Origin of the sequence: Streptomyces sp. NPDC048442, from assembly GCF_040651475.1 — a bacterium.
Taxonomy (GTDB): domain Bacteria; phylum Actinomycetota; class Actinomycetes; order Streptomycetales; family Streptomycetaceae; genus Streptomyces.
In genome coordinates, this window is the sequence record NZ_JBEZKB010000010.1 from 1 (window position 1) to 26,566 (window position 26,566).

The following is a 26,566-nucleotide window of genomic DNA, read 5'->3' on the forward strand; positions in this document are numbered from 1 at the left end:
CCGCGCGACGCGTCGCGCGGGCCCCCACCTGTCCAGGGCGGACCTACTCCCCGACCGGCTCGACAAAGATCTCGTCGGCGCGAGCGGCGGTCCAGGCCCGGTCCAGCCAGCGGTCGAGCAGGGCAAGGTCGGAGCAGGCGGCAATACGCTCACGCGCTTCCAGCGAAAGCTCCAGGCCGCGGCGCTCCAGAATCGTGCACACCGTCCGCGCACGCTCCAGAGCCTGCCCTTCCTCGCGACCTTCCTCGCGGGTCCGACGAGCGGCCTCGGAGCGGAAGAAGATATTCAGGGTGTCCATCAGTTTCCTCCAAGTCTGCTGGGCCGAGGCGTCCGCCAAGCCCGCCTCGACGTACTCGGCGTAGATCACCGCTTCGTTCGGGTCCAGCTCGTCCAGGGCGTCAGCCAGCGATCTCAGTATGACAGCGACATCCGGGTCGTTACCATGCGTGATCGCCGAGAACACGGCGAGTGGGACATTGCTCCGCACCTGTTGCGGCTCAATGATCACCGGAACGTTGTCGGGGCCCAGCACCAGCGGCCTCACCAGCAGGGACGGCAGTCCCGGTAGTCCGAACTCGATTGGCTTCGCCGCCCAGCGGGCCGTGGCCCGGTCGTGGCAGAGGACCAGCAGAATCGGCTGGCAGTTGCAGTCGCTGTACTTGTCCAACAAGTACGCCAGGTAGTAGGCCCAGCTGCGCCGCTTTCGCTGGGCCGGACGGCCCTGCGACTCCAGAATGACGAAGTAGCTCGCCCTTTTCGTATCGATCCGCAGGATCGTGTCCGCCCGGCGTTCGATCGCCTCGATCTCGGTCAGGTCCACGCTGACCGGCGCGATCTTCTCGTATGCGGGGAAGGGGACGCCCAGTAGTTCCTGGAGGGCGTCGATCAGAAGGCCTGTGTCCCGTTGGAACACCTTGTGCAGGGATTCGTGGTGCGCTGAGACCATGGCGGGAAACTAACGAAGGTGCGGCATGTGCTGTGGGCACATGCCGCACCTTCGTCCGAACGGGTGACGGTGTTACGCGGCGACCTGGGCCGCCACCCGCGCCGGGGCCAGGGCGATCTCCAGCACCTGGCGGACGTCCGTCACCGGGTGGACCTCCAGCTTTTCGAGGATCTCGGCCGGGACGTCGTCCAGATCGGGCTCGTTCCGCTTGGGGATGATCACGGTGGTGGTACCGGCCCGGTGGGCGGCGAGGAGCTTCTGCTTCAGGCCGCCGATGGGCAGGACGCGTCCGGTGAGGGACACCTCGCCGGTCATGGCCACGTCCGTGCGGACCAGTCGGCCGGAGAGGAGGGAAGCGAGGGCGGTGGTGAGGGTGATGCCCGCGCTCGGACCGTCCTTGGGGACCGCACCCGCCGGGAAGTGGATGTGAATGCCCCGTTCCTTCAAGTCCCTTACGGGCAGCTCCAGTTCGGCTCCGTGGGAGCGGAGGAAGGAGAGTGCGATCTGTGCGGACTCCTTCATGACGTCGCCGAGCTGGCCGGTGAGGGTCAGCCCCGCACCGCCGGTCTCCGCATCGGCCAACGACGCCTCGACGAAGAGGACGTCGCCGCCCGCTCCGGTCACGGCGAGGCCGGTGGCGACGCCGGGTACCGCGGTGCGCCGCTCGGCCGGGTCCTGGGCGGACTCGGGCACGTGGTGCGGGCGCCCGATGAGGTCGCGCAGATCGCCGTCCTGAATGGCGAACGGCAGCTCCCGCTCGCCCAGTTCGTGCTGGGCGGCCACCTTGCGCAGCAGCCGGGAGACCGCGCGCTCCAGGTTCCGTACGCCTGCTTCCCGGGTGTACTCGCCCGCCAGCTTGCGCAGCGCCGACTCGTCGAGGCTGACCTCGCCGGGCTCCAGGCCCGCGCGGTCGAGCTGGCGCGGCAGGAGGTGGTCGCGGGCGATGACGACCTTCTCGTCCTCGGTGTAGCCGTCGAGACGGACCAGCTCCATGCGGTCGAGGAGGGCCTCGGGGATGGATTCCAGGACGTTGGCCGTGGCGAGGAAGACCACGTCGGAGAGGTCGAGCTCGACCTCCAGGTAGTGGTCTCGGAAGGTGTGGTTCTGGGCCGGGTCCAGCACCTCCAGGAGGGCGGCGGCCGGGTCGCCCCGGAAGTCGGAGCCCACCTTGTCGATCTCGTCGAGGAGGACGACGGGGTTCATCGAACCGGCCTCCTTGATGGCCCGCACGATACGGCCCGGGAGGGCGCCGACGTACGTACGCCGGTGGCCGCGGATCTCCGCCTCGTCCCGTACACCGCCGAGCGCGACCCGTACGAACTTCCGGCCCATCGCGTGCGCCACGGACTCCCCGAGGGAGGTCTTGCCGACGCCGGGCGGGCCGACGAGGGCGAGCACCGCGCCGCCGCGACGACCGCCGACCACACCGAGCCCCCGGTCGGCACGGCGCTTGCGCACCGCCAGGTACTCGGTGATGCGCTCCTTGACGTCGTCCAGGCCCGCGTGCTCGGCGTCCAGGATCTCGCGGGCGCCCTTGATGTCGTACTGGTCCTCGGTGTGCTCGTTCCAGGGCAGCTCAAGGACCGTGTCCAGCCAGGTCCTGATCCAGGACCCCTCGGGGGACTGGTCGCTGGACCGCTCCAGCTTCTCGACCTCCTTGAGGGCGGCCTCCCGTACCTTTTCGGGCAGGTCGGCGGCCTCGACGCGGGCCCGGTAGTCGTCGGACTCCTCGCCCTCCGCCTCGCCATTGAGGTCCCTCAACTCCTTGCGTACGGCGTCGAGTTGCTTGCGCAGCAGGAACTCGCGCTGCTGCTTGTCGACGCCCTCCTGGACGTCCTTGGCAATGGTCTCGGCGACGTCCTGCTCGGCGAGGTGCTCGCTCAGCGCGGCCAGCGCGAGGCGCAGCCGGGCGACCGGGTCGGTGGTCTCCAGGAGCTCGATCTTCTGGGCGGTGGTGAGGAAGGGCGAGTAGCCGGAGTTGTCGGCGAGCGCGGAAACGCCCTCGATCTGCTGGACGCGGTCCACGACCTGCCAGGCGCCGCGCTTCTTCAGCCAGGTGGTGGCGAGGGCCTTGTACTCCTTGACCAGCTCGGCGACGGCACCCGGCAGCTCCGCATGGGACTCGGACACGGTGGGGTCGGCCTCGTCGATCCGCACACCCTCGACCCAGAGCGCGGCACCGGGGCCGGTCGTGCCGGCGCCGATCCTGACGCGGTCGCGGGCCCGGATGAGGGCGCCGGGGTCGCCGTCGGACAGTCGCCCGACCTGCTCGACGGTGCCGAGCACGCCGATCCCGGCGTACGTCCCGTCGATGCGCGGAACAAGAAGCACCTGCGGCTTGCTGGTGTCGGTAGGACTGGCGCTGCGCACAGCAGCCTGCGCCGCCTCGACCGCCGCACGCACCTCGGTGTCGGACAGGTCGAGCGGCACCACCATCCCGGGCAGCACGACCTCGTCGTCGAGCGGCAGCACGGGCAGGGTGAGCGGTGTGGACGTCGATGCCATGATCTCCCCTTGGGCATTGAAGTTGAGCTATGCAGACTCAATGCATATGAGCGCCTCAGTGTTCCCCGATCGGTGCTCATTGGTGTTCGCTCTGAGCGATCAGCCGTCGACCTGCGCCGCCGCCCCGGAAACCCGCTCGGCAGCGCCCCGGAAACCCGCTCGGCAGCGCGCCGGAAACCCACTCGGCAGCGCGCCGGAAATCCGCTCGGCAGCGCCCCGCGGCGCAAGGCACAGTGCACCCATGGACGAACGAGGGCTGGACCGCGACGGAGCGATCGCACGCGAGGGCGCGCTGGACCGGGTACCGGCGGCATTCGCCCCGGTCGTGGACGCCGCACGCGCCCGCATCGGCGAGACGTTCGGCGGCGCGCGGCTGCACAGTGCCTACCTGTACGGCAGCATCCCGCGCGGCACAGCCGTCCCCGGAGTCTCCGACCTCGACCTCCAGCTCGCCCTCCTCGACGAGCCCACCGAGGCCGACCGGGCCGACGCCAGGGCGATCGAGGCCGCTCTCGACCGCGCGTTCCCCCAGATCGACGGCGTCGGCATCCTGCTGGCCGGTTCGCGCGCCCTGCTGAGCGAGCTCGAACGCCACGACGGCGGCTTCTTCGTCGCCTGCCTGTGCACCCCGCTGCTCGGCCCCGACCTCGCCGAACATCTCCCCCGCTACCGCCCCACGTCCCTGCTCGCCCGCGAGACCAACGGCGACCTCCACCTTGTGCTCCCGCGCTGGCGCGCACGAGCCGCCGAAGCCGTCACCGGCGCCGACCGCAAGGCCCTCAGCCGTATCGTCGCCCGCCGTCTCGTCCGTACGGGATTCACTCTGGTCATGCCCCGCTGGGGCGGCTGGACCAGCGACCTCGACGAGTCCGCCGAACTCTTCGGCCGCTACTACCCCGAGCGCGTGGAGCAGATGCGTATCGCCGCCGCCGTCGGCCGCACCCCCTCGGCCGATCCGGCGGCGCTCGGCGGGCTCATCGACGACCTGGGCCCGTGGCTCGCCGCCGAGTACACAGCCGTGCACGGCGAGAAGACGCCCCGCCCCTTAACGGCACCCACCTCTCCCACCCACCTCTCCCCTTCCCGTGGAATTCGAGGCGCCCAGATGATGTAATAGTCCCTATCGCACAATGACCATTACGAACTGCTGCAGGGGGAACCTCATGTCCTTCGCCACCACCACCGACGCCGTACGCGCCTGGGCCGAGGGGTGGGCCGTTTCGCGCGGGGCCGCCGACCCGGTGCCGCAGCCGTGGGGCGTCACGATCGACATCGGCCTGCCGAAGGCCGTGACCCGGCACGTCCTGTTCGACGAGTACGCCTGCGACGAGACGACGGTCCGCAAGCTGCTGCACAAGGACGCGGCGCCCGGCACCTGGATCAAGTTCGTGGAGCCGCCGCAGGCGGTGGCTCCGTGGCTGGCCGAGGGCTGGGAGTACGACACCCCCGGCCATCTGATGTCGCTGGAGCTCACCGCGGCCATGGCCGCCCCCGACGTGCCGACCGGCTACACCCGGCGCAGCTGGACCCGGGCCGGGCTCACCCGCGTACTGGTGCTGGCCGCCGACGGCTCCCTCGGCGTACGCGGCCAGGTCGCGGTCACCGGGCGTACGGCGGTCGTCGACCAGGTGGAGACCAACCCGGTGCACCAGCGCAAGGGCCTCGGCACACTGATGATGCGCACCCTCCAGGCATACGCGGCGCAGCAGGGCGCCGAGGACTGCGTGCTCGGCGCGACGGACGACGGCCACGCGCTGTACTCGACCCTGGGCTGGCACCGGCACTCGCCGCTGACGGGAGTGTTCCGGGCATAACGGCACGGCTTGCGCCCGAGTGGAACGCGATGGTGCGGTCCGTACGTCAGAGCGGCAACAGGCAGCAGACGACACGGCACACGACGGGAGCACCATGCGATCCGCACGAGCTGGATCAGGTACGGGAGCGAAGGCGGCGGCAGCGACGGCGGCAGCCCTGTGCGGGCTGCTGCTGGCGGGCTGCGCCAACGGGACGGTCACCGACCCCGGGTCCGGGAAGTCCCCCGGCCCCCGGACGTCCTGGTCACCCGAGAGCAGCGCGAGCCCGTCGGACGGTACCGGTACGCCGCCGAGCACCGCCCCGCCCACCGGGCCCCCGCCGTCCTCACCCGCGGCGCCCGCCACCTCCGTACCCGGGAAGTCGAAGCGGCTCGTCGCCGCCACCGTCAGCGGCGGCATCGACGGCCGGCACCGCAGCGTGCTGGTGAACGCCGACGGGTCGTACACCGCCCTGGACCGGAAGAAGCCCCCGAAGACCGGGCAGATGAAGCCGGACCGGCTGGCCGAGCTCCGCACCGCCCTCGCCGAGTCGGACTTCGCGAAGCTGCCCCGGACGTCGCTCTCCAGCCCGCCGATCGCGGACGGGATCACCACCGCCGTGATCTACCAGGGGCGCGAGGTCGTCACGGACGGGATGAAGAAGATCCCCGGGCTGGACCGGATCATCGCAGCACTCCCCGGCCTCAACCAGCCCTAGCGCCGCCGAGAGCGATCTGAGTCTGAGGGGTCAGAGGTACGAGGGCGCCGCCCGCTGCGCCTTCCAGCGTCGTACCAACGGCCAGGCCGCCAGCCCCAGACACAGGGCCAGCGGGTGGCCGAGCGCGGTCAGCGGGTCGGTGTACGCGATCAGGTCCTGCAGCAGTACGAGCGAAACGGTGCCCACCAGCCCCCACCGCAGCCACTTCAGCCGCAGCACCCCGGCCAGCGCGCCCACGCACGCCATCAGCCCGAAGCTGATGCCGAAGTCGAGCCGGTGGAGGGAGGTTTCGGGCAGGTGCCCGGTCCAGACGGCGATGCCGACGGGGATCTCGGTGGCCAGCGAGGCGACGACGTGCCCGACGACGAAGACCCCTGCGGTACGGAGCCCACCGATGCGGCGCTCCAGCGCGGTGAGGACCACCAGGAACCCGAGGGCGTACGGAGAGGCCAGCCCGCCGGCCACCCACAGCGCGCTGCCGACCAGGGCGACCACCGGGGTGCTCGTGAGGTGGGCGACATCGGTACTGGAGCCGCGCAGCATCGCGGAGACGGTGGCCGGGTCGCCGAGCTGCGCGTAGAGCGAGGTCGCGATCAGGACCAGGGCGTAGCAGAAGGTGAAGGGGGTGCCGGTGGGGGTGGGAAGCAGATGCCAGAGGTGCCAGCGACGGTCGGGCGCGGCGGGGCCTTCGATGACGGCAGGCGCACCGCGGTCACTGACGCCGGGTGCACCTCCGTCGGTGACGACAGGCGCACCGCGGTCACTGAAGCCGGGTGCGTCTCCGTCGGTGACGGCAGACACGTCTCCGCCGCCGACGGCAGGTACGCCGGTCAGCACTCCCGCCCCGCCGGTCACACCCTCGGACCCACCGGTCACGCCCTCGGCCGCCCCAAGGCACTTCTTCTGCTTCATTGCTGCACGGTGCACTGCGTGAGGCCTCTTTCCCCCGGGCACCGCGCCTGGGGCGGGCGGCCGGAATCGTCAAGCCACGCCCGTGTCCCTCGGCCGCGTCTATCGCGTTCACTTGCTGCTTCTGAAGCAGACAACGCTCACCCTCCGCCGAATTCTCCCACCACGTCTATGACTCACGTCACATCGAACGCGACTGAGCAACCTTCGCCTCGACAAACGCGTCACTCGACCGCTCCGTGAACCGTCGGAGCGACGCCGAGCGATAGAGAGACGTGAGACTGATTCGCTCCTCCGACGACGATGCCGCGCTCCTTCGGGCCGTGGCCCGCTGCGACGCTGCCGCGCTCGCCGCGTGGGCCGCCGCGGGCCTCCAGGATCGACCACACCGCCCGCGCCCCGGTCGTCTTCCTTGGCGCTCTGCGCGCTGACCGCCTACGGGAGCGCCGCCCATCTCGCCGCGCCCCGGGCCCCCGGTGGATTCGCCGCCGTGGCGGCGTGGCCGGTGCAGCCGGGGCGTGGGTGGCGGCCGGGCTGGCGTTCGCCGTCGGGGGCGGACTGTAGGTGTGGCGCGGGGCGCGGCCGGAGCCCCGATGAGCAAGCGCGGGGCTGCTCCACTCACAGCTTCCCGAAGGAGACCCCTCGCCAGGTCCAGCCCGCTTTGAGGACCGTGTCCCGCAGGGGGTCCTTCATGTCCGAGGTGTTGAAGCGGAATTCTTCGGTCATGCCCCAGCTCCCGTCGTCCTTGCGACCGACCGTCCAGCTGCGGGAGACCGTGTTCACCTGGCCGCGGCCGACTTCGACCAGGGTGGGCCTGCCGTTGACCCAGGTGACTTCCCGCTGCTGGTCGACGGCGCGGACCTCGTGGGTGTCGCGGGCCAGGCGCATCCGGATCTGGAGGGTGCGGGTGAGTTGTCTGTTGCCGAAGAGCGTGGCCCAGGCAGGTTCGGTGATCCGCCACTCCGCCAGCAGGTCGCAGCCCTCCGCGCCGCCGTACCGGACGGCGAACGGGACTTCCTGGCCGTTGAGGGCGAGCAGTGCGGCTCTGACCTCCTCGGCGGAGGCCCGTACGGTTTCCGGGGCGGGGCGCCGGGTGCCGTTCAGTCTGTCGAGGAAACCCATCACTCGGTCCCGGGGGCGGGGCCGGTTCCGGCGGCTGTGTCCGGGCGTACCGTGCGCAGGAATTCCTGGAAGTCGCCCAGTACGGCGCCGAATTGGTTCTGGGTGACCGTCAGTGCCAGCCGTACCACCGCACGCTGCTTCGGGTCCCGTACGTCCAGCATCGACAAGTACACCTGGAACTGGACGAGTTCACGGGGTGCGCCGCCCGAGACGGCGGAGAAGGTGAGCTTCTGGGTCAGGCCGGGGGCCTCCGGCGAGCCGACCTCGTGGCGGTCGCTCGCGACCACCGACTCCGCGACCTCGCGCATGCGCTCCAGCGAACCGTCGGCGATCTCCTCCAGCGTCGCCTCGTCCGGCCGGTACGCGCCGTCGATGGTGATGTTGGCGGTGAACCCGTCGTCCGGCTGCGGGTGCAGTGCGACGAAGGCGACGTCCGGAGCGCCCGCGTCGTCCGGGGGGACCGCCCGCCAGCCCTCCGGCAGGCGGAATTCGATCGGCACCGGCAGTGTCGTGGGCATTTCGGGCTCCTTTCGTGGGCCGTGGGAATGCTGCGGCGGTAACAACAAGGTGCGGCGGTAACAGCAAGGTGCAGCAGTAATCGCAAGGTGCAGCAGGCGCACCCGGCGCACCGTATGCGGCAGGTGCATCAGAACCAGCTTGTCACGGTGTCCTTCACCGACCCCGCCGCGTCCCCTGCCGCGTCTCCGACCGCTCCGGCCGCGTCGCCCACCGCTCCGGCCGCGTCGCCCACCACGTCGGCGGCGTCACTCGCCGCGTCCGAGACCTTCTTGGGGTCGACGGTGAATTCGAGGCCGACGGAACCGCCGAGCCCCAGCGCGGCACCCACCTTGGTGCCGACGTGGTATTTGCCGTCCTCTCCCTTGCCGAGGGTCACCTCGGCCTCGGCCCCCACCCCGTACCGCCCCTCGGCCGTGCCGCCTGCGCCGATGCCGGCGACCTCGCCGCCTCCGGCGACGCTGACCTTTCCTCCGGCGAAGGCTTTCGCACCGGCGTTGAGCCCCGAGGGGCCGACCCCGGCGCTGACGCCGGCCTCGGCTCCGGCGAATCCCTCGACGCGCCCGTAGCCGCCGACGTGCCCGTACTCGACCCGCCCCTCGGCGAGACCCCGCAACCCCACGGACGTTTCGGCCTTGCCGACGAGGCCGTTGTCGGTGAAGCCGAAGTTGGCGGTGGCCCTGGCTCCCCCGTAGGCGTCGGCGACCCCGGAGAGCTTCCACAGCCCATTGGTCGACGATCCCTGCGCGTTCACGTGGAAGAGGTCGGCGTACGCCTTGACCGCGGCCTCCTTGCCGTACTTGGTGCCGGTGACGGTGACCCCCGCATCGGGCCCGGTCGCCTTCGCCGAGCCCTCGGGCACCCACCCGTCGAGTTCCGTACGGTCGGCCTTCTCCGGCGCCCCGGCCTTCTGGAGGTCGCCCACGTCGCGCGCGTTGAACCCGCCGAAGCCGCTGCCGTCCGGGGACACGTCCGTCGTCGCCCGCGCCAGGGCCCGCTTCACGCCCTGGTCCATGTCGTCCACGGCCTTCACCGCCGCGGCGATGTCGTCGGTCCACTCCTGGGCGTGCGCCCTTGACTGGGCGAGGAGCCGGCTGTGGTCGGGGTCGTGCTGGAAGGCGTAGAGCTCCTGCGGGGTGAGCTTGTCGTAGCCGACGTACGTGGCCCTGCCCTGGCCGTCGACCTTGTAGTCCTTCTTCTCGGCGTCGGCGACCAGGTCCTTCGCCGCCTTCTGCAGCCGGGTCAGTTCGGTGTGCGCCTGCTTCAACAGGGCGGCGACCGAGTGGGCTTCCTTCTTGGCCGCCGCGAATTCGAAGACGGTGTTCCTGGCGGAGATCCGGTGGGTGTCGAAGGCGACACCCTGCCAGTTGCCGTTGTCCAGGGCGCCCTGGACGTTCGTCTCGTAGTTGCGCTTCAGCTCGCCGAAGCGGTCGCCCATCTTCCGCCAGCCCTCGGCGGCGTCCGATATCGGCGACAGGTCGGCGGTCATCACGTCGTGATGGGTCAGCGGCACGGTCGGGTCCCCCGGGTCACATCTTGTGGAAGGAGCTGGGCGGTATCGGCGCAGGCACGTGCACCGAGTTCAGCTGCGACGTGACGCCGCTCTCCATGCCCTGGTAGATGCCCCTGGTGGCCTGCAGCGCCTGCCGCTCCCGGCCGAGCACGCCCATCAGCCGGTTCACCGACCCCTGCCAGGCGGTCAGCGCGTCCGAAAGCCCCGAGCCGGTACCCCAGGCGGAGAGCCCTTCGAGCCCGGTGTCCTGCTTCATGAGGTACGGGGAGGGCGCCGGCGGCCCCAGCAGGGGCGGCCGGACCTGCCCGCCGCCCACCGCCATGCGGCCTGCCGACTGGGCATCGGGCAGCAGATGCTCGTCCATGTACGTGGCAGCCCGCTTCTTGTCGGCATCGGTACTGGCCAACGTGGGCCCACCACCGCTCGGCCCGCCCAGGCCCGGCAGACCACCCGGCCCTCCCGGACCCGGCCCACCGGCGCCCGGCCCCCCTGCGCCCGGTCCCCCGGCACCCGGCCCGCCGTCGTCCGCGCGCGCCAGCCGCATCGCTGGTTCTTCAGCCCCGTCGGACCCCATGGGCCTCTCCCCGTGCTTGTGCTTCCCCGTTGCGGCGCGACCGACTCGGCGCCCGAATACTGGGCCGCACCATACCGGCCGACCCCTGCGCCGACACAGGGGTGCCGCATGAACGGAAGGTGCCGGAGGGGCCTGAGAGGTTGCCGAGCCGGGGGCCTCGGCGGCCCCCGGCGCACCACCCGAGACAACATTCACAGGTCCCTCACGTTTGCGCGTACAACCCTGTCCCCGGTGAACAACGGGTCACCGAGCCACCACAGTGCGACACCACGCCTACGCAACGTCTACTTCCTTGTGCACAGGGCTAGTTACGACAGCGGGACTTTCGAAGAGTCATTGCGGAATGTCGTATTCAGCAAGGTTCGGGCGATGAGGAAGGAGTTGCCCGACGCGTCGCTTTCGGGGCCCTCCGGCGCCGTCGCACCGCGTAGCCGCGACCTGGTCAGTGCCCTTACGCTGCTCACCTGACCGCGGGATCTTACGAACGCACTCCAGGGGCGGGGCGATGGAGCAGACACACACCAGCCACAACGGCCTCGCGGCCACTCCCGGCGCACAGCGCCGGGTACTGGTCGTCGAGGACGATTCCACGATCGTGGACAACATCGCGGCCCGGCTTCGGGCCGAGGGCTTCCAGGTGCAGACGGCCGGTGACGGCCCTGCGGCCGTGGACACGGCCGAGGCCTGGCAGCCGGACCTGATGGTCCTCGACATCATGCTGCCGGGGTTCGACGGGCTCGAAGTCTGCCGCCGGGTCCAGGCCCAGCGACCGGTGCCGGTGCTCATGCTCACCGCACGCGACGACGAAACGGACATGCTCGTCGGTCTTGGCGTCGGCGCCGACGACTACATGACGAAACCGTTCTCCATGCGTGAGCTGGCGGCACGGGTGCACGTACTGCTGCGCCGGGTGGAGCGGGCGACGATCGCCGCCGCCACTCCGCGCAGCGGCATCCTGCGTCTCGGCGAGCTGGAGATCGACCACGCTCAGCGGCGGGTGCGGGTGCACGGCGAGGACGTACACCTCACGCCCACCGAGTTCGACCTGCTGGTCTGCCTGGCGAACACGCCGCGTGCGGTCCTCTCCCGGGAGCAGCTGCTCGCCGAGGTGTGGGACTGGGCGGACGCGTCGGGCACCCGGACCGTCGACAGCCACATCAAGGCGCTGCGGCGAAAGATCGGCGCGGAGCGCATCCGTACCGTGCACGGCGTGGGTTACGCGCTGGAGACGCCGGCGCCGTGAGCACCGCGGCCGGGACGATGAACACGAAGGGGACGAAGAGGAGACAGCGCCGGGCGGCCCGGCAGTGGGTGCCGGGGCAGCGACAGAGGTCGCGGCGCCCTGCGGTCAAGTGCCCCGACTGCGGTCAGCGCGTCCGTCGTCCGCTGCTCGAACGGCTCCGCTCCGGCAGGCTCCTGAAGCAGGGCTTCCGGGATCACGGCTTCCTGCTCGGCGTCCGGTCCCTGGCGTTCCGGCCCCTCACCCTGCGTCCCTTCACGATCAGGGCGAAGCTGATCTCGCTCGTCGTCGTGTCGGTGGCCCTCACCACGGGCCTGGTCATGGTGGCGCTCGCCACCAAGACCGAGCTGCGCTTCATCACCGTCTTCTCGATCATCGCGTCGATGCTGATCACCCAGTTCGTGGCGCACAACCTCACCAAACCGCTCGACGAGATGCGGGACGTCGCCGCCGCGATGGCGCAGGGCGACTACACGCAGCGGGTCGGCGGCGAGGGCAGGCGCGACGAGCTCGGCGGCCTGGCCACCACGCTCAACCGCATGGCGACCGAGCTGGGCGCCGTCGACCAGAACCGCAAGGAACTGGTCGCGAACGTCTCGCACGAGCTGCGCACCCCCATCGCTGCACTGCGTGCCGTACTGGAGAACGTCGTCGACGGCGTCGTGGCCGCCGATCCCGAGACCATGCGGACCGCCCTCAAGCAGACCGAGCGCCTCGGCGGGCTGGTGGAGACCCTGCTGGACCTGGCCCGGCTGGACAACGGCGTCGTACCGCTGAAGGCACACCGCTTCGAGGTGTGGCCGTATCTGTCGGGCGTGCTCAAGGAAGCCAATCTGGCCGCCGCACAGCGCGGCCTGGTCTCCGGGTCCGGGCACCACACCCGCAAGGACGTACATCTGCACCTGGACGTGTCGCCGCCCGAGCTGACCGCGCACGCGGACCAGGAGCGGCTGCACCAGGTCGTCGCCAACCTCATCGACAACGCCGTCAAGCACAGCCCCCCGCACGGGCGGGTCACCGTGCGCGCCCGGCCGGGGGAGCTGCCCGACAGCCTGGACCTGGAGGTCCTGGACGAGGGGCCCGGCATACCGAAGTCGGAGTGGCACCGCGTTTTCGAGCGGTTCAACCAGGGGAAGGCTCCCGCCAAGCCCGGTTCGGGCAGCGACGGCGGTACGGGCCTCGGCCTGGCGATCGCACGCTGGGCGGTGGAACTGCACGGCGGCCGGATCGGTGTGGCCGAATCCGAACGGGGCTGCCGTATCCAGGTCACCCTTCCGGGGACCGCTCGCACGCGTGATTGACGTAGGGTTCGAACCAGAAACGGACGTATCGCGTCCGTCCTGCCAGGATGCGGAACCAAGGGCCGCATCCCCGGTCGGATGCACCCGGCTCGCACCCGGTTGACGTGTGGTCCACAGCGGAACCACGCTTGTTTCCCGCCATTTCGTGCGCCGAAACACGCTTTCCGATGTGACTTACGCGACGGATGACCCGCCCGGTCTGCAACTCCCGGCCGGGGAGGCGTAGCCTTTATTTCCGCTGTCCACCACCTTGCGAAGCGGAAGAGGGCGGTTAACGCCGTGTCGTCTCAGTCCCCCAGTAGCTCAAGTCTCTCGTCGACCGACCAGGACGGGCAGGGGAAGAACCCTGCCGCGGCCTTCGGTCCCAATGAGTGGCTCGTCGACGAGATCTACCAGCAGTACCTCCAGGACCCCAGTTCCGTCGACCGAGCGTGGTGGGACTTCTTCGCCGACTACAAGCCGGGAGCCACTGCCTCCGGCGGTACGAGCGAGAAGTCGGCACCCGCCGCCGCGCAGGCGGCATCCGCGGCCGCCCCGGTCCAGGGCGCACCGGCGGCGTCCGCTGCGACCCAGGCCACAGCTGCCACGCAGGCCCCCGGCGCGGGCACCCCGGCCAGTGCCGCACAGCCCGCGGCCGCACCCGCCGCCCAGGCTGCGTCCGCTCCGGCTGCCGCCCGGGCCGGCGCGTCGGCTCAGGCCGCCGCTCCGGCGCAGGCCGCTCCAGCCGCCAAGCCCGCCGCCCAGGCATCCGCTCCCGCAAAGCCCGCCGCCCAGGCTCCCGCTCCCGCTCAGAAGGCCGCACCTGTGAAGCCCGCTCCTGCCGACGGGGCCACCGCCCCGGCCGGCCCCGAGTTCGTCACCCTCCGCGGCCCGGCTGCCGCCGTCGCCAAGAACATGAACGCCTCCGTCGAGGTGCCCACGGCCACGTCCGTGCGCGCCGTGCCGGTGAAGCTGCTCTTCGACAACCGCATCGTCATCAACAACCACCTGAAGCGGGCCCGGGGCGGGAAGATCTCCTTCACCCACCTCATCGGCTTCGCGATGGTGCAGGCCATCAAGGCCATGCCGTCGATGAACTACTCCTTCACCGTGAAGGACGGCAAGCCGACCCTGGTGAAGCCGGAGCACATCAACTTCGGTCTCGCGATCGACCTGGTGAAGCCGAACGGCGACCGCCAGCTCGTCGTCGCCGGCATCAAGAAGGCCGAGACGCTCGACTTCTTCGAGTTCTGGCAGGCCTACGAGGACATCGTCCGCCGGGCCCGCGACAACAAGCTGACGATGGACGACTTCACCGGTGTGACGGTCTCCCTCACCAACCCCGGCGGCCTCGGCACCGTCCACTCCGTGCCCCGCCTGATGCCCGGACAGTCGGTCATCATGGGCGTCGGCTCGATGGACTACCCGGCCGAGTTCCAGGGCACCTCGCAGGACACCCTGAACAAGCTGGGCATCTCGAAGGTCATGACCCTGACCTCGACGTACGACCACCGGGTCATCCAGGGCGCCGCCTCCGGCGAGTTCCTGCGCGTCGTCGCCAACCTGCTCCTCGGCGAGACCGGTTTCTACGACGAGATCTTCAAGGCGCTGCGGATCCCCTACGAGCCGGTCCGCTGGCTCAAGGACATCGACACCTCGCACGACAACGACGTGACGAAGGCCGCGCGCGTCTTCGAGCTGATCCACTCCTACCGGGTGCGCGGCCACGTCATGGCCGACACGGACCCGCTGGAGTACAAGCAGCGCAAGCACCCCGACCTCGACATCAACGAGCACGGGCTGACGCTGTGGGACCTGGAGCGCGAGTTCGCCGTAGGCGGCTTCGCCGCCAAGTCGATGATGAAGCTCCGCGACATCCTCGGTGTGCTGCGCGACTCGTACTGCCGCACCACCGGCATCGAGTTCATGCACATCCAGGACCCGAAGCAGCGCAAGTGGATCCAGGACCGCGTCGAGCGCCAGCACTCCAAGCCGGAGCGCGAGGAGCAGCTGCGCATCCTGCGCCGCCTGAACGCGGCGGAAGCCTTCGAGACCTTCCTCCAGACCAAGTACGTCGGCCAGAAGCGCTTCTCGCTCGAAGGCGGCGAGTCGGTCATCCCCCTCCTCGACGCCGTCATCGACAGCGCCGCGGAATCCCGCCTCGACGAGGTCGTCATCGGCATGGCCCACCGCGGCCGCCTCAACGTCCTGGCGAACATCGTCGGCAAGTCGTACGCGCAGATCTTCCGCGAGTTCGAGGGCAACCTCGACCCGACGTCGATGCACGGCTCGGGCGACGTGAAGTACCACCTGGGCGCCCAGGGCACCTTCACCGGTCTGGACGGTGAGCAGATCAAGGTCTCGCTCGCCGCGAACCCGTCCCACCTGGAGACGGTCGACCCGATCATCGAGGGCATCGCCCGCGCCAAGCAGGACGTCATCAACAAGGGCGGTACGGACTTCACGGTCCTGCCCCTCGCGCTGCACGGCGACGCGGCCTTCGCGGGCCAGGGTGTCGTGGCCGAGACCCTGAACATGTCGCAGCTGCGCGGCTACCGCACCGGCGGCACGATCCACGTCGTGATCAACAACCAGGTCGGCTTCACGGCATCCCCCGAATCGGCCCGCTCCTCCATGTACGCCACGGACGTGGCCCGCATGATCGAGGCGCCGATCTTCCACGTGAACGGCGACGACCCCGAGGCCGTCGTGCGCGTCGCGCGCCTGGCCTTCGAGTTCCGCCAGACGTTCAACAAGGACGTCGTCATCGACCTGATCTGCTACCGCCGCCGCGGGCACAACGAGACGGACAACCCGTCCTTCACCAACCCGCAGATGTACACCCTGATCGACAAGAAGCGCTCGGTGCGCAAGCTCTACACCGAGTCCCTCATCGGTCGCGGCGACATCACCCTCGAAGAGGCGGAGCAGGCGCTCCAGGACTTCCAGGGCCAGCTGGAGAAGGTCTTCGCGGAGGTCCGCGAGGCCACCCAGGCCCCGGCCGCCGCGCCGGTCCCGCAGCCGGAGGCCACCTTCCCGGTCGCCGTCGAAACCGCGATTTCCCAGGAAGTCGTCAAGCGGATCGCCTCCTCCCAGGTCAACATCCCCGACAACGTCACCGTGCACCCGCGGCTCATGCCGCAGATGCAGCGCCGGATGGCGATGATCGAGGACGGCACGATCGACTGGGGCATGGGCGAGACCCTCGCCATCGGCTCCCTCCTCATGGAGGGCACCCCGGTCCGCCTCTCCGGCCAGGACTCCCGCCGCGGCACGTTCGGCCAGCGCCACGCGGTCCTCGTCGACCAGCACACCGGCGAGGACTACACCCCGCTGAACTACCTCTCCGACGACCAAGCCCGCTACAACGTCTACGACTCCCTGCTCTCCGAGTACGCGGTCATGGGCTTCGAGTACGGCTACTCGCTGGCCCGCCCCGAGGCGCTCGTCCTCTGGGAGGCCCAGTTCGGTGACTTCGTCAACGGCGCCCAGTCCGTCGTCGACGAGTACATCTCGGCCGCCGAGCAGAAGTGGGGCCAGCACTCGGGCGTCACGCTGCTCCTCCCGCACGGCTACGAGGGCCAGGGCCCGGACCACTCGTCCGCCCGCATCGAGCGCTTCCTCCAGCTGTGCGCCCAGGACAACATGACCGTCGCCATGCCGACGCTCCCGTCCAACTACTTCCACCTCCTCCGGTGGCAGTCGCACAATCCGCACCACAAGCCGCTCATCGTCTTCACCCCGAAGTCGATGCTGCGTCTGAAGGCGGCGGCGTCGAAGGCCGAGGAGTTCACCACGGGCGGCTTCCGCCCCGTCATCGGCGACGACTCGGTGGAGGCGAGCGCGGTCCGCAAGGTCGTCTTCTGCTCCGGCAAGGTCTACTACGACCTGGACGCCGAGCGGCAGAAGCGCGGCACCACGGACACCGCGATCATCCGCCTTGAGCGCCTGTACCCCCTCCCGGGCGCGGAGCTCCAGGCCGAGATCGCCAAGTACCCGAACGCCGAGAAGTACCTCTGGACCCAGGAGGAGCCGGCGAACCAAGGTGCCTGGCCGTTCATCGCCCTCAACCTGATCGACCACCTGGACCTGGCCGTCGGCGCGGACATCCCGCACGGCGAGCGCCTGCGCCGCATCTCGCGCCCGCACAGCTCGTCCCCGGCAGTGGGCTCGGCCAAGCGCCACCAGGCGGAGCAGCAGGCACTGTGCAACGAGGTCTTCGACGCGTGAGCGTCTGAGACGGCGGTACGTGACTGAGGGCCCGGCCCCGCGAGAGGTTTCGCGGGGCCGGGCCCTTTGCGCTGCTCAGACGGGCTGCGGCTCGAAGTCCCAGTAAGGGCGGCGGTCTTCGCCCATGTACTGCACCTGGCTGTGCTCCTCCGCGAAGTTGGCGGTGAGTCGGGTGAGGGAGTCCTGCCGGAGGTGGGCGGCCTCCTCCGTGTGGCCGAGGGTGTGCAGGTCCTGGGCGAGGCCGGCTGCCAGGTTGAGGGTGAGGACGTGGGAGGCGCCGACGGCGGCGTGGGCGCGGGGCAGGGCGGTGCGGCCTAGTTCGGCGGCGCCCTCGGGGTCGCCCGCCGCCGCGCGGGCCGAGGCGGTGTTCATGGCGCAGCCGATCGCCCAGACGTGGCCGGTGCCGAGGGCGGCTTCCATGGTGGCGCGGGCGGCTTCGGCGCGGGTGAGCGCGGCGGCGTATTCGCCCTGGTCGCGCTGGATGAGGGCGCAGTTGTCCTGAACTCCCGCCGTGTAGGGGTGGGTGGGGCCGAGTTGGGCCTCGTAGCGATGGGCGGTGTCCTCGGCGATCTCGCGGGCGCCCGGCAGGTCGTCGGCGTCGCGCAGCAGCATCGCGTAGTCGGCGCTGACGAGGAGTGCTTCGGGGTGGTCGGGGCCGCGGCGGCGGATGATGTTCGTGCGAACCTTGCGCATCAGGGCGCACGCGTAGTTGAGGTTTCCCTCGCGGCGCATGCACAGGGCCAGGTTGTGTTCGGCGATCAGGGTTTCGCTGTGGTTCTTGTCGAGGACCTGGGCGTGCAGGCGGCAGTTCTGTTCCTGGATGTCGAGGGCCTCGCGGTAGCGGCCGAGCAGGCGCAGCATCCATGCGGTGTGCAGGCCCGCGTGGAGGGTGAGGCGGGCCTTGCCGCCGAAGAGCCGGATGGACTCCTCCAGGATCTCGCTGTGCAGGTCGTACGCCTCCTGGTACTGGCCCTGGAGGCCGATGGAGATCGCCAGGTTGGAGCGGATGGAGAGGATGCGGGGGATCTGGAACTCGCCGAGGAGGTGGGTGGCGTCGGCGGCCGCCTCGTCGAAGAGCGTGCGGGCCTCGTCGTACGAGCCCAGTGCCATCAGGGTGCCGCCGAGGCCGTTCTTGGCGCGGACGAGCTCGATGGGGCGGACCTCGGCGCAGGTGGACACCAGGGCGAGGGTGGCGCGGCCGATCTCCTCGGCCTGCCGGTAGGAGCCGAGACGGCGTTCCATGTTGGCGTGCTGGTGGCGGGCGACCAGGACGTCCGGGTCGGTGGGCCCTGAGAGTTTCGTCCAGGTGTCGGCGGCGGACGCGCTGAGCCTGCGGCCCTCCACGTACTCGCCTCGTACCCGTAGGTACTCGACGCAGTTGAGGACGACGGCGCGCACGTCGCGGTCGGTGGAGCCGAGGGCGCCCGCGAGTTCGAGGTGCGGGACGAGTTCGGCGTACCGGGGCCAGGTGCCGCTGTCGCCCGGGTCGCGGGGGTCGCCCGCGACGAGGACCCGGCAGGCGATGGCGGAGGCGCGGGCGAAGTCGGCGGCGGAGAGGTGGCCGCGGACGAAGCGGTGGAAGAGGCGGTGCATGCGCAGGGTGCCGACGGTGACGATGTCCATGCGCGGGCCCGGCTCGTACTCGACGCGCATCGACGTCGCCTCGGAGAGGCTGCGCAGCGCCGAGTTCCAGGTGCTGGGCTCGCTGACCAGGGCGGCCAGGTGGGCGGGGAGGTCGCCGCCGCGGGCGGTGCGCAGCAGGCGGGCGGGGACGACGTCGGGCGAGAAGAAGGCGAGCAGCACGAGGAGTTCGTAGACCTGCGGGTGCTGCTCCATCAGGCCGTTGACGGTGCGGCCCCAGGCGGCCTTGAAGCCGGCCGGGTAGTGGTCCGCCTGCCCGACCTCCGCCTCGTGCGGGTTGCCGTGCCGGATGTCCCGTACGTACTCGGGGACGGAGGCCGCCGGGTGTGTGTCGACCCAGGCGGCGGTCTGGGCGATGAGGAGCGGCAAGTCCTGGACGGCGGCGGCCAGTTGGTCGGCGTGGGCGGGGGTGAGGCGGTTGGCGCGCAGCTGGGCGAAGGCGACGGACTCCTCCCGGTCGAAGGGCGGCAGCTCGACCAGCTCGGCGCCGTACGCCGCCCAGTCGGTGCGCGGGGTGGTGATGAGGAGGTGCCCCGACCCGCACGGGAGGATCGACTCGACGGCCTCGGGGGCCTCCGCGCCGTCGAGGACGACGAGCCAGCGGCCGCGCCGGCCGAGCTCCTCGCAGGCGGCGTCGATGTGGTCGCTGAGCTGGTCGCGCTCGATGGGCGCGACCCCCAACTTCTCCGCCAGCGCGGCGTATTCGGAGCGGGCGCGCAGCCGGACGGAGGCGCCGACCCACCACACGATGTCGTACTCGCCCGCATGCCGGTGCACGTACTCGGTGGCGACCTGCGTCTTGCCGACCCCCGGCGGGCCGTGCAGGGCGATCCGGGCGCCGGGGCCGATCTCGGCGAAGGTGTCGTGCAGCTTTTCGAGGATTCTCTCGCGGCCGGTGAAGCGGTGGTTGTGCCGGGGCGCGTTGTCGATCTCGCGCATGTCGTCGGGGAAGCGGGGGCCGCGCCCCAGGTCGACGGGGGCGGCGACGCCCGGCCGCACCCCGGCGGTCGCGAGCAGCCTGCGCCGGGCCTCCGCCGGGCCGAGGCCGCGCAGCCGGGTCGGGCTCAGCGGGTCGGCGGCCGCGGGGAGGGTGGCGGCGGTGACGGTGACGGCGGTGATGCGCTCCCCGTACCGGGGGACGATCTCGCGCAGGACCTCGCCCCAGGCATCCTGGCGGTCCTGCGGGAGCCGCAGGAACCAATCGTCGACGACGATCAGGACGCGGCCCCGGGTGGGGGCGTCGAGGAGTTCGGTGAGCGCGGACGCGTCGGCGGGGCGGTGCAGCGGGTCCCAGCGGACCAGCTTGGGGCGGGCGTCGGAGCGGCTGAGCTGGTACCACATCCAGTCCGCCCACGACTGGGACTGGCCCGCGTAGACGACGGCCACATACTGCTTCGGCGTCGGCTTCGGGGCGGGCTGGGGTTGCGGCTTCGGCGCGGGCTGGGGTTGCGGCTTCGGCGCGATGGACATGGGGTGGCTCTCCTCGTCCGTCAACTCATTTGTGGCACACGCCCGTTGAGGAAACGCTACACGGAGGTAGCTGCTCCGCCACCCGCTGGGCGACATGCCGGATGAAGCGCTCCAGGTCGGCGCAGTAGACGCTGGGGTGCCGGAATGCGCTGCCGCCGGGTGCGGGGTGGTCGCTGCTGTCGGCGGGCGCGTTGCTCTCGGGTGCGTAATAGCGGTGGGCGTAGTTGCCACCGCCGCAGACCCGGACGACGGGGCAGCTCCGGCAGGTGCCGGAGAGCGCCCGCACGCCGAGGTGGCGGGCGGCGATCCCCGGGTGCCGCAGCGCCTCGTCGAAGGTGTTCCGTACGACGTCGAGGCCGGTGGCCGGGGCCCCCGCGTACGTCGACTTGAGCGAGTCGACCTGCTCGATGCTGCCGTCGGTGTCCACAACGACGGCAGCGAGCGGCGAAAGACCGACGGACTCGGCGACGCTGTCCCCGCCGAGCAGCAGCGCCACCACCTCGGTGAAGAGCCGGATCCGGGGCCGCCGCCCGTCCGCCGCCACCCACCACAGGTCGAAGGCACGGACCAGCCAGTCGCCGTACGGGGTGGGCGCGGGCCGGTACCGCCCCGGGGCCAGCTGCCCCCAATTCCGGTGCGGCAGCAGGAAGTCCAAGGCGGGCGGGCGCAGCGCACACAGACTCTCGTACACCTCGCGCGGGTCGCTCGCCACGTCGATGGTGCAGAGCAGTCCGGCGTACGAGGCCGGGTGACGGTCCGCGAGGAGCCGGGCGGCCCTCGAAGCGGCGGACCAGGAGGGGCGTCCGGCGTGGTCGGTGCGGCGGGAGTTGAGCGCGGCGGTGCCCCCGTCGAGGCTGAGTCCGACGCGGATGCGGGCGGCGGCGAGGGCGTCGAGAACGGAGGGGGTGAGGAGGGTGCCGTTGCTCTGGACGGTGGCGGTGACGGCGGTGTACGCGGGGACTGCGGCACGCACCGCGTCCGTGTAACCGATCACCGCTTCCGGTCCCTTCAACAGGGGCTCGCCGCCGTGGAGTTCGATACGCAGCCGGGGCAGGCGGTGGGTGGCGGCGTGCTCGGCGATACGGCGGGCGGCGGCACGCACGGTCTCGGGGGCGACGACTGCGGGACGGTCGCGCCAGGTGCGGTCGGGGCTCTCGTAGATGTAGCAGTACGTGCAGGCAAGGTTGCACCGGCTGTGCACCTTGAGCACGAACTGCCGGAAGGGGACGGAGAGTTCGGTGGGCCCGGAGGCCCGGCCGGGGCCGGACAGCACCGCGGGGCCGGAGAGGTGGCCCTCCGCATACACCTTTTCAGCCATGCGCGGCGCCTTGGGGGGACGAGGGGCGGCCGCGGGACGCGGGGGCTTCGGGGGCTTCGGGGGCTTCGGGGGCTTCGAGGGCTTCGAGGGCTTCGAGGGAGGGTGCGCCCTCGGGGGGCGTCTCGCCTTGGTGGGAGGGTGCGCCTTCGTAAGGTGCCAGGCCTTGGTGGGAGGGTGCGCCCACGTGAAGTGCCACGCCCTCGCAGGACGCCTCGCCATCGTGAAGTGCCACGCCCTCGCAGGACGCCTCGCCCTCACGGGTCGCCTCGCCTTCGCGGGTCGCCTCGCCCTCGTAAGAGGGCGCCCCCTCGCGGGAAGGTGCGCCCGCGTGGGGCGCCTCGCCTTCGTTGGAAGGTGCGCCCGCGTGGAACGCAGCGACCTCGCGGAACGCCTCGCCTTCGCGGAACGCGACGCCCTCGTAAGCGGGTGCGCCCTCGCGGAACGCCGGCCCCTCGCGGGAAGGTGCACGCTCGCTGGGCGCCTCACCTTCGTAGGACCCCTCCCCCTCGCGAGAAGGTGCACCCTCGCTGGGCGCCTCACCTTCGTAGGACGCCTCCCCCTCGCCGGGAACCACGCACCCACAGGGCGAGGGCACCACCCCCTCGCGGGCCACGCACTCGTAGCGCGGCGCATCTTCGCAGTACGGCGCATCCTCGTAGCGCGGCGCATCCTCGCAGTACGGCGCGTCCTCGTAGTACGCGACGGTTCGCTCGCCGTGTGCCTCCCGGGCGCACAGTTCGTCGAGTACGGCTGCGAGAGCGGGGTGCAGGACGGGGGCTCCGGGGGCCGGCCGGACGAGGACCGGCAGCGGCCCCGCCCCGCAGGCGGGCGTCTCTCCGGGCTGCAGGAGGGGCATTCTACCGGGCGGACCGGCGGGATACCGGCCGAACAGGCCTTCGGGCAGGCCCTCCGTCATCCCACCGGGCACCTGGCCGGACAAGCCTGGGGGCAGACCTTCGACCAGCCCGTCCGGCATCTCACCAGGCACCTGGCCGGACACGCCGACGAGCGCCCCGCCGAACACCCGGCCGGGCAGGCCGTCGGGGACCCGAGCGAACAGGCCACCTAACAGACCCTCGGACAGGCCACCGGACAGGCCACCGGACAGGCCGTCCGGTATCCCGTCGGCCCCGCCGCCTCTCGTCGGAGGCTCCTTCCGTCGCCCCGTCACCCCTGACCGCCCTGCGGGTCCAGCCGTCGTACGGCTGCCTGTGCCTCTGTCGCCCCGGGGGATTCCTGTTGCCCCAGCTCCGCGTACAGCTGTAGCGCCTTCTGGTACTCGGTGAGTGCGCGGGCGGGGCCCGCTATGCGTTCCAGGACCCTGGCGCGGTGGCGCGTGGCGTCGGCCTCGACCTCGGGGCGGCCTGCCTCGCCTGCGTTCTCGGCGGCTCGTCGGTAGTAGTCGGCGGCGTCGTTCCAGCGGGCTGCGGACCGGCTGCGCCTGGCCTGTTCCTCGGCCACCTTTGCCCTCAACTGCCAGCTTCCGGCCGCGATTTCGGTCCCCTCGCTACCGCGGGCCGCCGCCCCCAGCATCCAGTCGGCCTCGTGGAGGTCGGACTGCCCCTCGCGGGCCAGGTAACGGGTGAGGAGCGCGTGTCCGAGGGCCATCCGGCGGCCGGGCATCTCGGGGTCGTCCTCGGAGGTGTTGTCGACGGCCGCGCGCATCATCCGTACCGCGTCGTCCCACTCCTCGGCCTGAATGAGCGCGTCGCCGAGCGACTCCAGTGCGTACGGGGAGAACCCGCCGTCCCGGTCGAGACCGGCGAGCGAGGACCACCAGGCGTCGATCTCCTCGACGAGGTAGTCGCGGTTGCCGGTACGGGCGTAGGCGTCGGCGAGCGCCCACGCGAGCTGCTGGAGGGCGAGGGTCCGCAGGGCGCGGTCGTCGCCGGTGAGGGAGAGGGCGCGGCGGAGGACGGGGAGGCGTTCGGCCTCGGCGTCGGCGTCTGCGTCGGGCGTGCCCTCGGCATACAGGCGAAGGGCGAAGTCGAGACCCAGGCAGGCGTGGACGAGGCGGCGGTCCGTCCCGTCCGGACCGACCGGGGGTGCCGGGGCCGGGTCCGGGCCGCCGGAATCCAGCACGTGGCCGCCGGCCACCGACGAACCGGACACCACGGAGTCCTCGCCGTATCCGGCCCCTTCGGCCCCTTCGGCCCCTCCGGTGCGGTACGGCAGAATTTCCTGGCCGGGCGCCTCGCTTCCGGAGGCTGGATCCTCGTGGGAAAACCCCGATCCCTCACCGGAGGAGGAGGAAGCGGAGGACGCGGCCGGTGCCCCTCCCCGCGCCCGGTCCAGCCCGGCGATCAGCTCCCGGTACGCCTCGACCGCCCGGCCTGCCAGCTGCCGCCCGGTCTCCCGGTGGCCGGGGCCCGGCTCCCAGCGGACCTCGCCCCGGCCCAGCAGGTGCCGGGCGCTGCCGAGAAGGAGGCCCGCACTGTGCTCCAGCCGGCCCGTCGCGTCCCCGTACTCCCAGTTCACCGCGGTCTCCACCGCGTCGTCGAGCATCCGTGCCGTCCACTGCCCCGGACCGCCGTACTCCTCCTCCAGCAGGCCGGCGAAGGCGGGGTCCGCACCCCAGGCGGCCATCTCGGCCAGGGCGTCGAGCATCTCCACGTACGTGCCCCTGTCGGTGAACCTCCTGTTCGCCTCGGCCTCCCGCAGGCAGCGCACGGCCTGCCGGTACAGGCCGACGAGGACCCGCTGCACGGGGTGCGTACCCCGTTCCTGCTCCCGTACGAAGTCGGGCAGGGCCGCCGCGTCCAGCCCGGCCGCCTCCACCTCGGCGGCGACGGCGAGCAGGGCTGCGTGCCACCGCACCAGCAGTTCGGTGCTCAGGGAGCCCGTTTCCGTCCTGGCGAACGCCTCCAGCGCCCCCCGCAGGTCCTCCACGGTCCGCCGGGCCTCCCAGCGCAGGTGCAGCGCGGCGCCGATCTCGGCCCAGAGGCCGCCCGGTTCCGGGGATCCGGCGACGGCGCCCCGCAGGAGGGCGATGGCCTCGTCGAGGTCCCGGGAGGTGTGCCGGGCGGTGTAGCGGTCCAGCAACACCCGGGCGCGGACGGCCAGTTCACCGGCGCCCTCACCCGTGGCGGTCACTTCGGCGGGTGCGACGGGCACCGTCTGGCCGAACCGGCGCAGCACGTCAGCCGACACGCGGGCGAAGGCGCGCAGTCCGTCTTCCTCGACGGCGCCGGGGCGGCCCGGCGGGGCCTCGCGGGCCTCACCCGCCAGGTAGGCCGCCGCGAGGGCGGGGAAGTTGCGGGCGGTGCGGCCGTAGCGGGACTCCAGATAGGCGGAGCAGTGCTTGAGGACCAGGTGGGCGTCGCTGACCGCGATCTGTTCCAGCAGTTCCGCGCGCACGCCGCCGATGAACTCGTATCCGATCAGGTCCTCCACGTCGCCGCCGCGCCGCAGCAGCCCGCCCAGCATGACCTCGGCGAGGACCTCGGGGCCGCTGTCGGGGAGCATGGCGCGCTGGACGAGCTGCATGACCGGCAGTACGAGGGGGGCGGCGGCCAGGTAGACGGCGAGGCGGGCGGCGGCCGGGGACGCGGCCCGGCGGAAGGCGCGCACCCGGTCGGCAGGGGACGCCTCGCGGTCGGTGCGGCGCGGGGCGACGGACGCGGGGTGGTGGGCGCGCACCCATCCCGCGACAGCGTACAGGCTCTGCCCGGTCGCCCCGGAGACGAGCCGTACCCAGGCGCGCAGCGGCCCTGGTCGGGGCGCCAGGACGGGTACGGGAAGGGCGTCGGGGCCGGGCGCCGCACCCACCGCCGGGTGGAACGCGAGCCGCCCCGCCGGACCTTCGCCCCGTACCAACTCGCCCTGTATAGCGGGTAAATGCGTGCGCCGCCACATGCGCTGCGGCAGCGGCTGGACGACGGCGACCGGCGCGGTGGACGCCCAGCCGTGCAGCAGCTGCTGCATCTTGCCCGACCGCCACAGGGGCCCGGCGCAGTCGCTCAGGACGAAGGTGAGGCGGTGGCCGGTGGGGTCGCGGAGTTCCTCGGCGCGGTGCAGCGGGGCGCCGGGGGCGGCGGACAGGGCGACGGCCGCGTCACCGTCCGCGTTCTCCCGTACGTAGTGCACCCGGACCTCCCGGAACGCGCCGGAGCGTTCGCAGATCTGCCGCAGCTCCTGGAGGGTCTCCTCCCACACCACCATCGAGGTGGACACGTCCATCACGAACTGCACGCGGGCGGCCCGCCGCCTGCTGCCGCGCAGTACGGGCACGACGATGCCGGTGTCGGCGGCCCGGTCGGCGGTGGCCTGCTCGTCGAGGGCGTCCGGTCCCGCGGCGGAGCGGGCGGGGGCGCGGTAGCTGCGCAGCGGACGTAACGCCCTTTGCAGGGCGAGGGGTTGGGGCAGTGCGGCGGCGACCGGAACCCGCACCCGGCCACTCGCGGCCTCCTCGGCGGCCGCCGGGTCCTCGCCGTCGGCCCCGCGTCCGGGTGCCGGCCCGGGGCCCGACACGGCCAGCTCGGCGGTGAGGGCGGCGGGCAGCCGGATGCCTCGCGGCGGGGTGACCTCGGCCAAGAGCCGCGCACCGTCCGAGAGCGCCCGGGATCCGGGGCGGTCCTGCCCCGTACGCGACGGGCCGCCCCGCTCCGCCGCCCGTTCGGGATGCACGGCGGGCGCCCAGCGGGCCAGCCACAGCGCGTCGGCGAGTTCGTCGGGGTGCGGGTCGATGCCGAGCTCGTGCAGACCGGCGATGAGCGACGTCAACTGGGCGGTGCTGGCACCGGAGTTGATGCGGTCGCCGTCGGCGAGGACATGGCGTCGGCCAGCCATGGC

17 protein-coding genes are annotated in these 26,566 nt (G+C 71.6%); 6 read left to right on the forward strand and 11 right to left on the reverse strand.

Going from position 1 to position 26,566, the window contains the following annotated elements:
• Positions 1 to 43: 43 nt before the first annotated feature.
• A complete protein-coding gene (locus tag AB0D18_RS17065; RefSeq protein WP_362418279.1) occupies positions 44 to 946 on the reverse strand; it encodes a hypothetical protein in 903 nt (300 codons plus the stop codon).
• A 72-nt stretch (positions 947 to 1,018) separates the two neighbouring features.
• Entirely contained in the window at positions 1,019 to 3,451 is a 2,433-nt protein-coding gene (gene lon, locus AB0D18_RS17070) for an endopeptidase La (protein WP_362418281.1), read from the reverse strand.
• Between the two features lie 241 nt (positions 3,452 to 3,692).
• On the opposite strand from lon, the gene AB0D18_RS17075 reads away from it, so the two are divergent.
• The 3 genes from AB0D18_RS17075 (at position 3,693) to AB0D18_RS17085 (ending at position 5,962) form a co-directional block, all read left to right on the forward strand.
• Positions 3,693 to 4,565 carry a nucleotidyltransferase gene (locus tag AB0D18_RS17075; protein WP_362418284.1) on the forward strand — a complete coding sequence of 291 codons (873 nt, stop codon included), beginning with the start codon at positions 3,693 to 3,695 and terminating at the stop codon, positions 4,563 to 4,565.
• 49 nt (positions 4,566 to 4,614) lie between these two features.
• Positions 4,615 to 5,265, forward strand: a complete 651-nt coding sequence (locus tag AB0D18_RS17080; RefSeq protein WP_362418287.1) for a GNAT family N-acetyltransferase — start codon at positions 4,615 to 4,617, stop codon at positions 5,263 to 5,265.
• Between the two features lie 94 nt (positions 5,266 to 5,359).
• Positions 5,360 to 5,962 (forward strand): hypothetical protein, encoded by a 603-nt coding sequence (locus AB0D18_RS17085; protein ID WP_362418290.1) that lies wholly within the window; start codon positions 5,360 to 5,362, stop codon positions 5,960 to 5,962.
• A gap of 30 nt (positions 5,963 to 5,992) precedes the next feature.
• Here AB0D18_RS17085 and AB0D18_RS17090 read toward each other — a convergent pair whose 3' ends face one another.
• From AB0D18_RS17090 to AB0D18_RS17110, 5 genes are all read right to left on the reverse strand, one after another.
• Positions 5,993 to 6,874: a rhomboid-like protein gene (locus AB0D18_RS17090; RefSeq protein ID WP_362418293.1), complete on the reverse strand. Its 882-nt coding sequence runs from the start codon at positions 6,872 to 6,874 to the stop codon at positions 5,993 to 5,995.
• 615 nt (positions 6,875 to 7,489) lie between these two features.
• Positions 7,490 to 7,993 (reverse strand): hypothetical protein, encoded by a 504-nt coding sequence (locus AB0D18_RS17095; RefSeq protein ID WP_362418296.1) that lies wholly within the window; start codon positions 7,991 to 7,993, stop codon positions 7,490 to 7,492.
• Positions 7,993 to 8,511: a hypothetical protein gene (locus tag AB0D18_RS17100; protein ID WP_362418299.1), complete on the reverse strand. Its 519-nt coding sequence runs from the start codon at positions 8,509 to 8,511 to the stop codon at positions 7,993 to 7,995. The genes AB0D18_RS17095 and AB0D18_RS17100 overlap by 1 nt, the downstream gene beginning before the upstream one ends.
• A gap of 128 nt (positions 8,512 to 8,639) precedes the next feature.
• A complete protein-coding gene (locus AB0D18_RS17105; protein ID WP_362418302.1) occupies positions 8,640 to 10,022 on the reverse strand; it encodes a hypothetical protein in 1,383 nt (460 codons plus the stop codon).
• Positions 10,023 to 10,038: 16 nt separating this feature from the next.
• Complete coding sequence (locus AB0D18_RS17110) at positions 10,039 to 10,428, reverse strand: hypothetical protein (RefSeq protein ID WP_362418305.1); 390 nt, start codon at positions 10,426 to 10,428, stop codon at positions 10,039 to 10,041.
• Positions 10,429 to 11,101: 673 nt separating this feature from the next.
• Here AB0D18_RS17110 and AB0D18_RS17115 point away from each other — a divergent pair.
• From AB0D18_RS17115 to AB0D18_RS17125, 3 genes are all read left to right on the forward strand, one after another.
• Positions 11,102 to 11,839 (forward strand): response regulator transcription factor, encoded by a 738-nt coding sequence (locus AB0D18_RS17115; RefSeq protein WP_362418308.1) that lies wholly within the window; start codon positions 11,102 to 11,104, stop codon positions 11,837 to 11,839.
• Positions 11,840 to 12,081: 242 nt separating this feature from the next.
• On the forward strand, positions 12,082 to 13,137 hold the full coding sequence (locus tag AB0D18_RS17120; RefSeq protein WP_362418888.1) for a HAMP domain-containing sensor histidine kinase: 1,056 nt from the start codon (positions 12,082 to 12,084) through the stop codon (positions 13,135 to 13,137).
• Positions 13,138 to 13,416: 279 nt separating this feature from the next.
• Positions 13,417 to 17,346: a multifunctional oxoglutarate decarboxylase/oxoglutarate dehydrogenase thiamine pyrophosphate-binding subunit/dihydrolipoyllysine-residue succinyltransferase subunit gene (locus AB0D18_RS17125; protein WP_362418311.1), complete on the forward strand. Its 3,930-nt coding sequence runs from the start codon at positions 13,417 to 13,419 to the stop codon at positions 17,344 to 17,346.
• Positions 17,347 to 17,421: 75 nt separating this feature from the next.
• On the opposite strand, the gene fxsT is transcribed toward AB0D18_RS17125, so the two are convergent.
• The 4 genes from fxsT to AB0D18_RS17145 are packed head-to-tail and all read right to left on the reverse strand — an operon-like array spanning position 17,422 to position 26,563.
• The gene (fxsT, locus tag AB0D18_RS17130) at positions 17,422 to 20,457 is read right to left on the reverse strand and encodes an FxSxx-COOH system tetratricopeptide repeat protein (protein WP_362418314.1); all 3,036 of its coding nucleotides are present in this window, start codon (positions 20,455 to 20,457) and stop codon (positions 17,422 to 17,424) included.
• Positions 20,458 to 20,482: 25 nt separating this feature from the next.
• On the reverse strand, positions 20,483 to 21,775 hold the full coding sequence (locus tag AB0D18_RS17135) for an FxsB family cyclophane-forming radical SAM/SPASM peptide maturase (protein ID WP_362418317.1): 1,293 nt from the start codon (positions 21,773 to 21,775) through the stop codon (positions 20,483 to 20,485).
• A complete protein-coding gene (locus tag AB0D18_RS17140) occupies positions 21,768 to 22,946 on the reverse strand; it encodes a hypothetical protein (RefSeq protein WP_362418321.1) in 1,179 nt (392 codons plus the stop codon). Before AB0D18_RS17140 ends, AB0D18_RS17135 begins: the two co-directional genes overlap by 8 nt.
• On the reverse strand, positions 22,943 to 26,563 hold the full coding sequence (locus AB0D18_RS17145) for an SAV_2336 N-terminal domain-related protein (protein ID WP_362418324.1): 3,621 nt from the start codon (positions 26,561 to 26,563) through the stop codon (positions 22,943 to 22,945). Before AB0D18_RS17145 ends, AB0D18_RS17140 begins: the two co-directional genes overlap by 4 nt.
• Positions 26,564 to 26,566: the final 3 nt, after the last annotated feature.